This window comes from Pseudomonas sp. WHRI 8519 (genome assembly GCF_040224055.2).
Taxonomy (GTDB): Bacteria; Pseudomonadota; Gammaproteobacteria; order Pseudomonadales; family Pseudomonadaceae; genus Aquipseudomonas; species Aquipseudomonas putida_X.
The window spans coordinates 4737348-4751185 of the sequence record NZ_CP167996.1 but is presented as its reverse complement, the minus strand read 5'-3'; the positions used below and the strand labels follow the sequence as shown (position 1 = coordinate 4751185).

General features: G+C 60.6%; 17 protein-coding genes and 1 tRNA gene. All 18 read left to right on the top strand.

The features are described 5' to 3' along the window. The first annotated feature begins 83 nt into the window (after positions 1-83). The 18 genes from ABRP30_RS21675 to ABRP30_RS21590 all read left to right on the top strand — a co-directional run bounded on the left by ABRP30_RS21675 (position 84) and on the right by ABRP30_RS21590 (position 13721). Complete coding sequence (locus tag ABRP30_RS21675) at positions 84-557, top strand: Dps family protein (protein WP_012315825.1); 474 nt, start codon at positions 84-86, stop codon at positions 555-557. A gap of 188 nt (positions 558-745) precedes the next feature. Continuing rightward, the gene (locus ABRP30_RS21670; protein ID WP_267818146.1) at positions 746-1102 is read left to right on the top strand and encodes a ribbon-helix-helix domain-containing protein; all 357 of its coding nucleotides are present in this window, start codon (positions 746-748) and stop codon (positions 1100-1102) included. Between the two features lie 53 nt (positions 1103-1155). Next, a complete protein-coding gene (locus ABRP30_RS21665; protein ID WP_046787975.1) occupies positions 1156-1377 on the top strand; it encodes an FmdB family zinc ribbon protein in 222 nt (73 codons plus the stop codon). 95 nt (positions 1378-1472) lie between these two features. Further along, positions 1473-3248: an aspartate--tRNA ligase gene (gene aspS, locus ABRP30_RS21660; RefSeq protein WP_241805970.1), complete on the top strand. Its 1776-nt coding sequence runs from the start codon at positions 1473-1475 to the stop codon at positions 3246-3248. Positions 3249-3360: 112 nt separating this feature from the next. After that, the gene (locus ABRP30_RS21655; protein ID WP_012315821.1) at positions 3361-4107 is read left to right on the top strand and encodes a YebC/PmpR family DNA-binding transcriptional regulator; all 747 of its coding nucleotides are present in this window, start codon (positions 3361-3363) and stop codon (positions 4105-4107) included. A gap of 193 nt (positions 4108-4300) precedes the next feature. Beyond that, positions 4301-4825: a crossover junction endodeoxyribonuclease RuvC gene (ruvC, locus tag ABRP30_RS21650; RefSeq protein ID WP_012315820.1), complete on the top strand. Its 525-nt coding sequence runs from the start codon at positions 4301-4303 to the stop codon at positions 4823-4825. 109 nt (positions 4826-4934) lie between these two features. Next, positions 4935-5552, top strand: coding sequence for a Holliday junction branch migration protein RuvA (ruvA, locus tag ABRP30_RS21645; RefSeq protein WP_241805971.1), 618 nt, complete (start codon positions 4935-4937; stop codon positions 5550-5552). Next, on the top strand, positions 5549-6595 hold the full coding sequence (gene ruvB, locus ABRP30_RS21640; RefSeq protein ID WP_241805972.1) for a Holliday junction branch migration DNA helicase RuvB: 1047 nt from the start codon (positions 5549-5551) through the stop codon (positions 6593-6595). Before ruvA ends, ruvB begins: the two co-directional genes overlap by 4 nt. A gap of 125 nt (positions 6596-6720) precedes the next feature. Further along, a complete protein-coding gene (gene ybgC / locus ABRP30_RS21635; protein ID WP_012315817.1) occupies positions 6721-7173 on the top strand; it encodes a tol-pal system-associated acyl-CoA thioesterase in 453 nt (150 codons plus the stop codon). Positions 7174-7175: 2 nt separating this feature from the next. Beyond that, positions 7176-7871 carry a protein TolQ gene (gene tolQ, locus ABRP30_RS21630; RefSeq protein ID WP_010952367.1) on the top strand — a complete coding sequence of 232 codons (696 nt, stop codon included), beginning with the start codon at positions 7176-7178 and terminating at the stop codon, positions 7869-7871. A 14-nt stretch (positions 7872-7885) separates the two neighbouring features. Further along, the gene (gene tolR / locus ABRP30_RS21625) at positions 7886-8338 is read left to right on the top strand and encodes a protein TolR (RefSeq protein WP_012315816.1); all 453 of its coding nucleotides are present in this window, start codon (positions 7886-7888) and stop codon (positions 8336-8338) included. Beyond that, complete coding sequence (gene tolA, locus ABRP30_RS21620; protein WP_241805974.1) at positions 8338-9414, top strand: cell envelope integrity protein TolA; 1077 nt, start codon at positions 8338-8340, stop codon at positions 9412-9414. The genes tolR and tolA overlap by 1 nt, the downstream gene beginning before the upstream one ends. Before the next feature lie 26 nt (positions 9415-9440). Further along, positions 9441-10712 (top strand): Tol-Pal system beta propeller repeat protein TolB, encoded by a 1272-nt coding sequence (gene tolB, locus ABRP30_RS21615; protein ID WP_267824068.1) that lies wholly within the window; start codon positions 9441-9443, stop codon positions 10710-10712. A 54-nt stretch (positions 10713-10766) separates the two neighbouring features. Then, complete coding sequence (gene pal, locus ABRP30_RS21610) at positions 10767-11264, top strand: peptidoglycan-associated lipoprotein Pal (RefSeq protein ID WP_023381906.1); 498 nt, start codon at positions 10767-10769, stop codon at positions 11262-11264. A 6-nt stretch (positions 11265-11270) separates the two neighbouring features. Further along, on the top strand, positions 11271-12086 hold the full coding sequence (ybgF, locus tag ABRP30_RS21605; protein WP_349974724.1) for a tol-pal system protein YbgF: 816 nt from the start codon (positions 11271-11273) through the stop codon (positions 12084-12086). 159 nt (positions 12087-12245) lie between these two features. Then, positions 12246-12893: a 7-carboxy-7-deazaguanine synthase QueE gene (queE, locus tag ABRP30_RS21600; RefSeq protein ID WP_267818129.1), complete on the top strand. Its 648-nt coding sequence runs from the start codon at positions 12246-12248 to the stop codon at positions 12891-12893. A 16-nt stretch (positions 12894-12909) separates the two neighbouring features. Then, positions 12910-13584 carry a 7-cyano-7-deazaguanine synthase QueC gene (gene queC / locus ABRP30_RS21595; protein ID WP_241805977.1) on the top strand — a complete coding sequence of 225 codons (675 nt, stop codon included), beginning with the start codon at positions 12910-12912 and terminating at the stop codon, positions 13582-13584. A gap of 61 nt (positions 13585-13645) precedes the next feature. Continuing rightward, a tRNA-Lys gene (locus tag ABRP30_RS21590) sits at positions 13646-13721 on the top strand. Positions 13722-13838: the final 117 nt, after the last annotated feature.

Sequence of the window (13838 nt, the reverse complement as noted above, 5' to 3'; positions counted from 1 at the left end):
CATGGGCGCGTGGCGCGAAGTATTGATACAGTGTGTGAGGCCCGCTTGATCATCATCAAGCCATATGAAAAAGGGGAACTTCAATGGCAATCGATATCGGTATCAGTGAAGAAGATCGCAAGTCCATCGTCGAAGGGCTGTCCCGTCTGTTGTCGGATACCTATGTGCTGTATCTGAAAACCCACAACTTTCACTGGAACGTCACCGGTCCTTCGTTCCGTACCCTGCACCTGATGTTCGAAGAGCAATACAACGAGCTGGCGCTGGCCGTTGATTCCATCGCCGAGCGGATCCGCGCCCTGGGCTTTCCGGCGCCGGGTTCTTATGCTTTTTATGCACGGCATTCTTCCATCAAGGAAGAGGAAGGGGTGCCCGCAGCGGACGAGATGATCCATCAGCTTGTCCAGGGGCAGGAGGCGGTCGTGCGTACCGCCCGCAGTATTTTCCCGGTAGTGGACAAGGTCAGTGATGAGCCAACTGCCGATCTGCTGACCCAGCGTATGCAGGTGCACGAAAAGACTGCATGGATGCTGCGGGTACTGCTTGACGGTAAATGATCAGCCGCTTGTATGAAAAGCGGCCTGCAAAGCCCGGTCGAGTGACGCTCACCGGGCTTTTTCGTTTGTGCGGGAAGGCTTTGCCGCTGCTTTGCGCCCGGCCGCACGCGCTTCATTGGGCCTCTGGTTCCTGCTCCGTGCCTGTCTTGCGGTGCAGGGGAACATACCTGTGGCGAGGATGTGGGCGCATGATGCAAGCGAGCAAGCGTGTAGTAGGCAAAGGCCGCTGCCTGGGCAGGCAAAGCATTGATCCGTTCAAGGCGGATTTCGACATGATGCAGATTCAGCCGGTATCGCGCTCGGTCCGGCTCAACGGTTTTTCCACCTGCTTGCGCCTGGAGGCAGTCTATTGGCGCATCCTCGAGCGCATCGCAGAGGCCAATGAGTGCTCCGTCAGTGCCGTACTTTCCTATGTGGACCGTGAAGTGCACCTGCGCCAGGGCGGGGTGCGCAACTTCAGCGGCCTGGTGCGGGTGATCTGCGTCGCGTGGTTGCAGGACGCTGATCGCCAGGCGGGCTGCGCAGTGCCTGTTAACCATATATAATCCCGCTTTTTGCTGCCCCGGGCAGCCAGCGTAATGGTTGACGAGAGACACCCATGCCCCTTTATGACTATCAATGTGCATCCTGCGATCACCGGATGGAAGCGTTGCAGAAGATCAGTGCAGCGCCGCTGACCGACTGTCCGGCCTGCCAGGCGCCGGCATTGAAGAAACTGTTGTCGGTCCCTGGATTTCGCCTGAGCGGTAGCGGCTGGTACGAAACCGACTTCAAGACCGGGGCTAAAAAGAATCTGGCAGGCGGCGACAAGGCCGACTGAGTTGAATTGCAGTAGCCGGGTCTTGCAGTATTAGCCCCCTGGGGCGGCCAAGGCCTCCATCGAATACACGAATCACGAGAAGCGAAACCACCATCATGATGCGCAGCCATTATTGCGGCCAACTGAACGAGAGCCTGGACGGCCAGGAAGTCACCCTTTGCGGCTGGGTCCATCGTCGCCGCGACCACGGCGGGGTGATCTTCCTCGACATCCGTGACCGCGAGGGCATGGCCCAGGTCGTCTTCGATCCCGATCGCGCCGAAACCTTCGCTGCGGCCGACCGCGTGCGCAGCGAATACGTGGTGCAGATCACCGGCAAGGTGCGCAAGCGCCCCGAGGGCGCGGTGAATGCCAACATGGCTTCCGGTGCCATCGAAATCCTCGGTTACCAGCTCAACGTGCTCAACGAAGCTGAAACCCCGCCGTTCCCGCTGAACGAATACTCTGACGTCGGCGAGGAAACCCGCCTGCGCTACCGCTTCATCGATCTGCGTCGCCCGGAAATGGCCGACAAGCTGCGCCTGCGTTCGCGCATCACCAGCAGCATTCGTCGCTTCCTGGACGAAAATGGCTTCCTCGACGTCGAAACGCCGATCCTCACCCGCGCAACGCCAGAAGGCGCGCGTGACTATCTGGTGCCCAGCCGTACCCACGCTGGTAGCTTCTTCGCGCTGCCGCAGTCGCCTCAGCTGTTCAAGCAGCTGCTGATGGTCGCCGGCTTCGACCGCTACTACCAGATCGCCAAATGCTTCCGTGACGAAGACCTGCGCGCTGACCGTCAGCCGGAGTTCACCCAGATCGACATCGAGACCAGTTTCCTCGATGAGTCCGAGATCATGGGCCTGACCGAGAGCATGATCCGCAAGCTGTTCAAGGAAGTGCTGGACCTGGAGTTCGGCGAATTCCCGCACATGACCTTCGAAGAAGCCATGCGCCGCTACGGTTCCGACAAGCCAGACCTGCGTAACCCGCTGGAACTGGTTGACGTCGCCGACCAGCTCAAAGATGTCGACTTCAAGGTCTTCGCAGGCCCGGCCAACGATCCGAAGTGCCGCGTTACCGCACTGCGCCTGCCAGGTGGCGCCAGCATGCCGCGCAGCAAGATCGACGAGTACACCAAGTTCGTCGGCATCTACGGCGCCCGTGGCCTGGCGTACATCAAGGTCAACGAGCGTGCCAAAGGCGTCGAAGGCCTGCAGTCGCCGATCGTCAAGAACATCCCTGAAGCCAACCTCAACGTGATCCTCGATCGCGTAGGTGCCGTAGACGGCGACATCGTGTTCTTCGGTGCCGACAAGTTCAAGGTCGTCAGCGAGGCCCTGGGCGCGCTGCGTATCCGTTTGGGCCACGACTTCGAACTGCTGACCTGCGAGTGGGCACCGATGTGGGTCGTCGACTTCCCGATGTTCGAAGAGAACGAAGACGGCAGCTTCACCGCCCTGCACCACCCGTTCACCGCGCCCAAGTGCACCCCCGAAGAGCTCGAGGCCAACCCGGCCACCGCGCTGTCGCGTGCCTACGACATGGTGCTGAACGGCACCGAACTGGGTGGCGGTTCGATCCGTATCCACCGCAAAGAGATGCAACAGGCGGTGTTCCGCCTGCTGGGGATCGAAGCAGCAGAACAGGAAGAGAAGTTCGGCTTCCTGCTCGATGCCCTGAAGTTCGGTGCTCCGCCTCACGGTGGCCTGGCCTTCGGTCTGGACCGCCTGGTCATGCTGATGACCGGTGCCCAGTCGATCCGTGAAGTGATTGCCTTCCCGAAAACCCAGAGCGCCGCGTGCGTGATGACTCAGGCGCCTGGTTTGGTTGATGCCAAGGCCCTGCGCGAGCTGCATATCCGCCTGCGCGAACAGACCAAGGTCGAGTAAGCGGACCCCGGGCGCATCCAGATGGATGCGCCTTTGCGTTTCGGCGCAGGAATTTGTCGTTGCGCCCCTCTCGGGGGCGCAATTGTTTGTGTTTCAAGAGTTTGGAGTCGTTATGGCTGGTCATTCCAAGTGGGCGAACATCAAGCACCGCAAAGAGCGCCAGGATGCCAAGAGAGGCAAGATCTTCACCAAGTGGATCCGTGAGCTGACCGTCGCTGCCAAGCAGGGTGGTGGTGATCCGGCTTCCAACCCGCGCTTGCGCCTGGCGCTGGACAAGGCCCTGGGTGCCAACATGAGCCGCGATATCATCGATCGCGCTGTGGCCCGTGGTGCCGGTACCAACGAAAGCGATAACGTTGAAGAGCTGAGCTACGAGGGTTACGGCCCGGGCGGGGTGGCGATCATGGTCGAGGCCATGACCGACAACCGCAACCGTACCGCAGCCGCTGTGCGGCATGCCTTCACCAAGTGTGGCGGCAACCTTGGTACCGATGGCTCGGTGGCCTACCTGTTCGAGCGCAAGGGGCAGATCAGCTTTGCGCCGGGCGTGGACGAAGATGCGCTGATGGAAGCCGCCATGGAAGCCGACGCCGACGATGTGGTGGCCAACGAAGATGGCTCGTTCGAGGTGTTCACCTCGTTCAACAGCTTCTATGCCGTGCGTAACGCCTTGGAAGAAGCCGGCTTCAAGGCCGCAGACGCGGAAATCGTCATGCAGCCGACCACCAGTGCCGAGCTGGATCAGGAGGGCGCGGAGAAAGTGCTCAAGCTGATCGACATGCTCGAAGACCTGGATGATGTGCAGAACGTCTATTCCAATGCACAGATTTCCGACGAGATCATGGAAAAACTCGGCTAAGGTGTCGCCAGCAAGGTTGTAATTGGGGCCGCTGGGCGGCCCATCGCCGGCAGGCCTGCTCCTGTAGTCAAGCGCACCCCTCAAGCGTTGCGCTGCATCTGTGGGAGCAGGCTTGCCGGTGATGGGCTGCGCAGCGGCCCAATAGCCTTGAATTGAGCTCAGGCTTTCAAGCCCCCCCTACACGAAAGGCGTTATGACTCTGATTCTTGGTATCGACCCCGGCTCGCGCATCACCGGTTATGGCGTTGTGCGCCAGACTGCCCGTGGTTGCGAGTACGTGGCGTCGGGTTGTATCCGAACCGGCAGCGGCGAGCTGCACGAGCGCCTGCAGATCGTTTTTCGCGGTGTCAGTGAAATCATTGCCCAACATGGCCCCGTGACCATGGGTATCGAGCGCGTGTTCATGGCGCGCAACCCTGATTCGGCCCTCAAACTTGGCCAGGCACGCGGCGCGGCCATCGTCGCCGCCGCCGAGGCCGGCCTGGAAATCGCCGAATACAGCGCGACTCAGGTCAAACAGGCCGTGGCCGGTACTGGCGGGGCTAACAAGGAGCAGGTGATGCTGATGGTCATGCACCTGCTCAAGCTGACCCAGAAACCACAGATCGATGCCTCTGATGCCCTGGCGATTGCCCTGTGCCATGCCCATACCCGTTCCAGCCTGGTGCCGCACGGCCTGGCCACGGCGCGGCGGCGCGGTGGGCGCTTGCGTCTGTAGCTGCTTCATGAGCTGATACACATTTTGTCAGGGTGGCACGTTCACCCGACGTATTTGCTGATAGGGTTGAGCGGTCTTTGATCGGCTCCCCGAGAGGAAGGATCGAAACGTGATTGGACGTTTGCGCGGCACCCTGGCGGAAAAGCAACCGCCGCACCTGATTATCGACGTCAATGGCGTGGGTTATGAGCTTGAAGTGCCCATGACCACCCTGTACCGCCTGCCGAAAGTCGGCGAAACGGTCACCGTGCATACCCATCTGGTGGTGCGCGAAGATGCCCACCTGCTCTATGGCTTTCATGAAAAGCGCGAGCGCGAACTGTTCCGCGAGCTCATCCGCCTCAATGGCGTGGGCCCGAAGCTGGCGCTGGCCTTGATGTCGGGCCTTGAGGCTGACGAACTGGTGCGTTGCGTCCAGGCCCAGGACACCTCGGCGCTGGTGCGTGTGCCTGGTGTGGGCAAGAAGACCGCCGAGCGCTTGCTGGTCGAGCTCAAAGACCGCTTCAAGGCCTGGGAAACCTCACCGGCCATGTTCACGCTTGTTTCGGATGGGCCGGTGCCGGTCAGCAGCGCCTCCAGCGCCGAGGCCGATGCCGTCAGCGCCCTGGTTTCTTTGGGCTACAAGCCGCAGGAAGCCAGCAAGGCAGTGTCCGCGATCAAGGACAAGGCCGGGCTGAGCAGTGAGGAGCTGATCCGTCGCAGCCTCAAAGGGATGATTACCAAGTGATCGAAGCCGACCGCCTGATTGCCGCCAGTGGCCGCGACCGCGAAGAAGTCCAGGACCGTGCCATCCGCCCGCTGCGCCTGGACGAATACATCGGCCAGCCGGTGGTGCGCGAGCAGATGGCGCTGTTCATCCAGGCTGCCCGCGGTCGCAACGAATCGCTCGACCACACGCTTATCTTCGGTCCGCCAGGCCTGGGCAAGACCACCTTGGCCAATATCATCGCCCAGGAAATGGGCGTATCGGTCAAGAGTACCTCAGGGCCGATTCTCGAGCGCCCGGGCGACCTGGCGGCCATGCTGACCAACCTCGAACCGCATGACGTACTGTTCATCGACGAGATTCACCGGCTGTCGCCGGTGGTCGAGGAGGTGCTGTATCCGGCCATGGAGGACTTCCAGCTCGATATCATGATCGGCGAAGGCCCGGCTGCCCGCTCGATCAAGCTGGACCTGCCGCCCTTCACCCTTGTGGGGGCCACGACCCGCGCCGGCATGCTCACCAACCCGCTGCGCGATCGCTTCGGGATCGTCCAGCGCCTCGAGTTCTACAGCGACAAGGACCTGGCGACCATCGTCAGCCGTTCGGCCAATATTCTGGGGCTGGTCATCGAGGACCAGGGGGCTTACGAGATCGCCCGCCGTGCCCGCGGCACGCCGCGTATCGCCAACCGCTTGCTGCGCCGCGTGCGTGACTATGCCGAGGTGCGCGGCAAGGGGCAGATCACCAAGGCGGTGGCCGACATGGCGCTCAACCTGCTGGACGTCGACGAGCGTGGCTTCGACCATTCCGACCGCCGCCTGCTGCTGACCATGATCGAAAAGTTCGATGGCGGCCCGGTGGGCGTGGATAACCTGGCGGCAGCGATCAGCGAAGAGCGTCATACCATCGAGGATGTGCTCGAACCTTATCTGATTCAGCAGGGTTACATCATGCGCACGCCACGCGGGCGCGTGGTCACCCGCCATGCCTACCTGCACTTTGGCCTGAATGTTCCCGGGCGCTTGGGTGAGGGGGCAGAATTTTCCGAAGCAGGCGATGAATGACAGATCGAAACCCGCTTTTCGTGGTCCTACCGCTGGCATGCCTCGGGTGCGCTGGCAATACGACATTAATGAAGAAAAAACAGTTGCTGCAGCGGATTGGCAAGCTGAGGAGTAAGCACTAGAGTATGCGCGCGCAAAATGGCCTGGAACCTTTCGCTCACCGCTGTCGCGTCTATTACGAAGATACCGATGCCGGTGGCGTGGTGTATTACGTCAACTACCTGAAATTCATGGAGCGCGCGCGGACCGAGCGCCTGCGGCACCTGGGTTTTTCCCAGCAGCAACTGGCCGGTGAGAACCTGTTGTTCGTGGTCCATTCGAGCGAAGCGCGCTATCACGCGCCGGCGCGCCTGGACGACGAACTTCGAGTGACCGCGCAAGTACTTGAACTCAATCGCGCCAGCCTGCGTTTCGTGCAGCAGGTCTGGCGGGAAAAGGATGAAACGCTGCTCTGCGAAGGGCAGTTCCTGGTGGCCGCCGTGCGCGCCGACACTTTCAAACCCCGAGCCATACCCCCCAAGCTGCGCGACGCCTTTGTGGCGGACGGCTCGGGTACTCAATCGAATGCAGGAGAATAAGCGTGGAAGCTAACGTCGTCGACCATACCTCCATGTGGAGTCTGGTCAGCAATGCCAGCGTGGTGGTACAGCTGGTAATGCTGACCCTGGTGGCCGCCTCGGTCACCTCATGGATCATGATCTTCCAGCGCAGCACCATGCTGCGCGCCGGTCGTCGTGCGCTGGATGCCTTCGAGGAACGCTTCTGGTCGGGTATCGACCTGTCCAAGCTGTACCGTCAGGCAGGCAGCAACCCGGACCCGGATTCGGGCGTTGAGCAAGTGTTCCGTGCCGGCTTCAAGGAGTTCTCTCGCCTGCGCCAGCAGCCGGGTGTGGACCCCGACGCGGTCATGGAAGGCGTTGGCCGGGCCATGCGCGTAGCCATCTCGCGTGAGGAAGAAAAACTCGAGCAGAGCTTGCCGTTCCTCGCCACTGTCGGTTCCACCAGCCCATACATCGGTCTGTTCGGTACCGTGTGGGGCATCATGAACTCCTTCCGCGGCCTGGCCAGCGCCCAGCAGGCGACCCTGGCCACCGTGGCCCCGGGTATCGCCGAAGCGCTGATCGCTACCGCCATCGGTCTGTTCGCGGCAATCCCGGCGGTTATCGCCTACAACCGTTTCGCCGCACGCAGCGAAGTGCTGATCGGTCGTTACTACACCTTCGCCGACGAGTTCCAGGCGATCCTGCACCGCAAAGTGCACACCAGCGAAGAGTAATCAGGTACAAACCCATGGCCCGAGTTCGCCACAAACGCAAGCCGGTCGCCGAGATGAACGTGGTGCCCTACATCGACGTGATGCTGGTGCTGCTGGTCATCTTCATGGTGACGGCTCCCATGCTCAATCAGGGCGTGAAGGTCGACCTGCCCAAGGTTTCCAGCGAAGCCTTGCCGCAGGACAACAATGTCCAGATCCTGACCATCTCCATCAAAGCCGACAAGACGTATTACTGGAACCTGGGCAGCGAAGTCGATACCGACAAGCAGATGGACAAGGCCATGACCTTGCCCGAAATGACCAGTGCAGTGACCAAGATCATTGCCGCCGGTCGCGACCAGGGCAAGCAGACCCAGGTCTTCATTCGTGGCGACAAGGCTGTCGACTACGGCGCGGTCATGGGTGCCATGGGCGGGTTGCAGAAGGCCGGTGTCGGTAACGTTGGCCTGATTACCGAGGCGCCCTGATGCAACAGCGAGAGCCATCCGCCTCGGAAAGCTACTTCTGGCCCAGTGTCTGGGCCATCGGCCTGCATGTGCTTGTGTTCGCATTGCTGTTCGTCAGTTTTGCCATGACGCCAGAATTGCCGCCTTCCAAGCCGATCGTTCAGGCTACGCTGTATCAGCTCAAGTCCAAGAGCCAGGCGACCACCCAGACCAATCAGAAGATTGCCGGGGAAGCGAAGAAAACCGCCGCGCGTCAGACCGAAGTCGAGCAGCTGGAGCAGAAGAAGGTCGAGCAGGAAGCCGTGAAGGCCGCGGAACAAAAGAAAGCCGATGCCGCTCAAAAGGCCGAAGAGGCTCGCGAAGCTGCTGAGGCGAAGAAGGCAGAAGACGCTGCCAAGGCCGCCGAAGCCAAGAAAGCCGCCGAAGCCAAAAAGGCCGACGAGGCGAAAAAGGCCGCTGAAAAGCAGCAGGCCGACATCGCCAAGAAAAAGGCTGAGGAAGAGGCCAAGAAGCAGGCTGCCGAAGAGGCGAAGAAACAAGCCGCCGAGGATGCCAAGAAGAAGGCAGCCGAGGAGGCCAAGAAGAAAGCAGCCGAGGACGCCAAGAAAAAAGCGGCGGCTGAGGAAGCGAAGAAGAAGGCAGCTGAAGAGGCCAAGAAAAAGGCCGCTGCAGATGCCCAGAAGAAAAAGGCACAGGAAGCGGCCCGCAAGGCGGCAGAAGACAAGAAAGCCCAGGCCCTGGCCGAGCTGTTGTCTGATTCCACCGAGCGGCAGCAGGCGCTGGCCGACGAGCAGGGCGACCAGGTGGCCGGCGATTTCGACGACCTGATCCGCATGCGAGCGGCCGAAGGTTGGGCGCGTCCCCCTTCAGCGCGCAAGGGCATGACGGTAGTCCTGCAGATCAACATGCTGCCCGATGGCACCATCACCAATGTCAGCGTATCGCGCTCCAGTGGTGACGGCCCGTTCGACAGTTCGGCGGTGGCAGCGGTCAAGAACATCGGTCGTCTGACCGAAATGCAGGGCTTGAAGCCGAACGAGTTCAATCCGTATCGTTCGTTCAAGATGACATTTACACCTGAGGATCTAGCGTTGTGATTAAACTCCTTCGAGGACTGCTGGTCATGCTGTGCTGCGTGGCAGGCATGGCCATGGCAGAGGAAAAGAACATCCTGGTCACCAGCGGCAGCGATCGGGCAACGCCTATCGCGGTAGTGCCGTTCGGTCTGCAGGGTGGCAGTGTGCTGCCGGAAGACATGGCCGATATCATTGGTAATGACCTGCGCAACTCCGGCTACTACGCGCCCATCCCGCGGCAGAACATGATCAGCCAGCCTACCCAGGCCAGCGAAGTGATCTTCCGTGACTGGAAAGCCCTGGGCGCCCAGTACGTGATGGTCGGCAGCATCGTACCGTCGGGCGGCCGCCTGCAGGTGCAGTACGCGCTGTTCAACGTCGCCACCGAGCAGCAAGTGCTGACCGGCAGCGTTGCCGGCAGCGTCGACCAGCTGCGCGACATGTCGCACTACATTGCCGACCAGTCGTTCGAGAAGCTCACCGGTATCAAGGGTGCGTTTTCCACCCGCATGCTGTACGTGACCGCCGAGCGCTTCTCGACCAACAATACCCGCTACACCCTGCAGCGTTCGGACTACGACGGTGCGCGTGCAGTGACGTTGCTGCAGTCGCGTGAGCCTATCCTGTCGCCGCGTTTCGCCCCGGATGGCAAGCGTATCGCCTATGTCTCGTTCGAGCAGAAGCGTCCGCGCATTTTCATCCAGCACATCGACACAGGCCGCCGTGAACAGGTGACCAACTTCGAAGGCCTCAACGGCGCGCCTGCCTGGTCGCCGGATGGTTCGCGCCTGGCGTTCGTGCTGTCCAAGGACGGTAACCCGGACATCTACGTGATGAACGTGGCTTCGCGCCAGATCAGCCGTGTCACTGCCGGCCCAGGTATCAATACCGAGCCGTTCTGGGGCAAGGATGGCAACACCCTGTATTTCACCTCCGACCGTGGCGGCAAGCCGCAGATCTACAAACAGTCGGTCAGTGGCGGCAGCGCCGAGCGTGTGACGTTCGTTGGTAACTACAACGCCAACCCGAAGCTTTCGGCGGATGAAAAGACGTTGGTAATGATCCATCGTCAGCAGGGTTTCACCAACTTCAAAGTGGCGGCGCAAGACTTGCAAAGAGGAAGTGTAAAGATTCTCTCGGAAACAAGTCTTGATGAGTCTCCCACTGTTGCGCCAAACGGCACCATGCTAATCTACGCCACCCGCCAGCAGGGCCGGGGAGTCTTGATGCTCGTGTCGCTTAATGGCCGCGTGAGGCTCCCACTTCCTACCGCTCAAGGCGAAGTCAGAGAACCGTCCTGGTCCCCTTACCTGAACTGATTGCGGCGTAATACGTTTTGCTTAACACACTGGGGTTTCATTAGGAGTTTCACGATGGAAATGCTGAAGTTTGGTAAATTTGCTGCGCTGGCTCTGGCCATGGCTGTAGCTGTAGGTTGCTCCTCGAAGGGCGGTGACAACGCTGGCGAAGGCGCTGTCGATCCTAACGCTGGCTACGGTGCCAACACTGGCGCTGTTGACGGTTCCCTGAGCGAAGAAGCCGCCCTGCGCGCAATCACCACCTTCTACTTCGAATACGACAGCTCGGACCTGAAGCCAGAAGCCATGCGCGCTCTGGACGTTCACGCCAAGGACCTGAAGGCCAACGGCAACCGCGTTGTTCTGGAAGGCAACACCGACGAGCGCGGTACTCGCGAGTACAACATGGCTCTGGGCGAGCGTCGTGCCAAGGCCGTTCAGCGCTACCTGGTTCTGCAGGGCGTTTCCCCTGCTCAGCTGGAACTGGTTTCCTACGGCGAAGAGCGTCCAGTTGCCACCGGCAACGACGAGCAGTCCTGGGCTCAGAACCGCCGCGTAGAACTGCGTAAGTAAGTTCTTATGCGTATGTGCCGTCGTGCTGTGACCGTCCTCGCACTCAGCCTTCCGCTTTCGGCGTGGGCTGCGGTTCCTGTAGTAGATGACAACGCAGGTGCTTATCCACCTTCGGGTTATGGCACGAGCGGCGCCTATGCCGGGGCAGGGGCTTCGACCCCTGCCTCAGCACAGGGCCAGCTGTTCATGCAGCTGCAACAGATGCAGGACCAGATATCCCGCCAGCAAGGCATCATCGAAGAGCTGCAAAACGATGTCGCCCGCATGAAGCAGGAAAGCCTGGAGCGTTACCAGGATCTGGACCGCCGCATCAACAGTGGTGGCGCGCCTGCCGCGACCCCCGATAATTCCTCCACCGGTAGTGCACCCGATGCCGCCGCCGGTGCAGCAGCAGGCGCCGCTGGCGCTGCTGCACAGCAGCCGGCCGCCAACAGCGAGCCGGGTGATCCGGCGAAAGAAAAGCTCTATTACGATGCGGCTTTCGACCTGATCAAGCAGAAGGACTTCGACAAGGCCAGCCAGGCGTTCGCCGCCTTCCTGCGCAAGTACCCGAACAGCCAGTACGCAGGCAACGCCCAGTACTGGTTGGGTGAGGTGAACCTGGCCAAGGGTGACCTGCAAAGTGCCAGCCAGGCTTTTGCCCAGGTCAGCCAGAAGTATCCCAAGCACAGCAAGGTACCGGACTCCCTGTACAAGCTGGCCGACGTCGAGCGCCGCATGGGCCATACCGACAAGGTCAAGGGCATCCTGCAGCAAGTCATTACCCAGTACCCCGGCACCTCCGCCGCACAGCTGGCGCAGCGTGACCTGCAGAAGCTCTAAGTAACACCGTTCAAAAGAAACCCGCGCCAGTCGCGGGTTTTTTCGTTAGAATCAGCGCCCTTTTTCTTAAACACGCTGCTGCGGATAACGCCATGTCGAGTCCGCGACAGTGCCTGACGGAGGCGGACAGCCTGTTTAGCTGTCACGCCCGTGGCGATCATGCAAGACACATTACGCATCACCGAAATCTTTTACTCTTTGCAGGGTGAAACACGCACGGCTGGGCTGCCCACGGTATTCGTGCGCCTGACCGGTTGCCCCCTGCGCTGTCAATATTGCGACAGTGCCTACGCCTTCAGTGGCGGTACTGTGCGTAGCCTCGATTCGATCATGGAGCAGGTGGCCGGCTTCAAGCCACGTTACGTCTGCGTAACCGGCGGCGAACCCCTGGCTCAGCCAAATGCCTTGCCGCTGCTGCAGCGTCTGTGTGATGCGGGCTATGAGGTTTCGCTGGAAACCAGTGGTGCCCTGGATATCTCGGCTACCGATGTGCGCGTCAGCCGCGTGGTGGACCTCAAGACCCCGGGCTCCGAAGAGTCCCACCGCAACCTCTACGAAAACATCGAGCACCTGACCCGCAATGACCAGGTCAAGTTCGTCATCTGCTCGCGCGAAGACTATGACTGGGCGGTGTCCAAGCTGATTCAGTACAACCTCGCCGAGCGAGCCGGTGAGGTGCTGTTTTCGCCAAGCCATCACCAGGTGAAGGCCAGTGATCTGGCCGACTGGATCGTTGCCGACAACCTGCCCGTGCGTTTCCAGCTGCAGCTGCACAAGCTGCTGTGGAACGACGAACCCGGACGTTGATTAGGAGCAAAAGCACATGACTGAGAAACGCGCAGTAATCCTGCTGTCCGGCGGCCTGGACTCGGCCACTGTCGTCGCCATGGCCAAAGCTGAAGGCTACAGCTGCTACACCATGAGTTTCGATTATGGCCAGCGCCATCGGGCTGAATTGAACGCTGCGGCGCGGGTCGCCAGTGACCTTGGCGTGGTCGAGCACAAAGTCATCGGCTTGAACCTTGATGGCATAGGTGGTTCGGCGCTGACCGACAGCAGCATCGATGTACCGGAAGCCCCGGGCGAGGGCATTCCGGTGACCTACGTGCCGGCGCGCAATACCGTGTTCCTGTCCTTGGCCCTGGGCTGGGCAGAAGTGCTGCAGGCGCGCGACATCTTCATCGGTGTCAATGCCGTGGACTACTCGGGCTACCCCGATTGCCGACCTGAGTTCGTCGAAGCGTTCGAGCGCATGGCCAACCTCGCTACCAAGGCCGGTGTCGAGGGGCAGGGCTTCCGCATCCAGGCGCCACTGCAGAACATGAGCAAGGCGCAGATCGTACAGGCCGGTATGGCCCGTGGTGTGGACTACAGCCTGACAGTGTCCTGCTACCAGGCCGACGATGACGGGCGTGCCTGTGGCAAGTGCGACAGCTGTCGCCTGCGCGCCGATGGCTTCAAGGCTGCCGGTGTAGACGACCCAACCCGTTATTTTTGAAAAAAGTTTTGATGGGGTGTTGATTTCTCGTTAGAAATCAGTATTATACGCGCCATCCAACGGGTCGTTAGCTCAGTTGGTAGAGCAGTTGGCTTTTAACCAATTGGTCGTAGGTTCGAATCCTACACGACCCACCATATGCAAAGCGGTTCGTGAGTGCTGGAGAGGGGCTTGTATCAGCCAGCTTTCTAGTCTTTCAACCGAATGGAGCGAGCAACAGGCGCGCTTCACCGTGACGTAAATATGATAAAGCC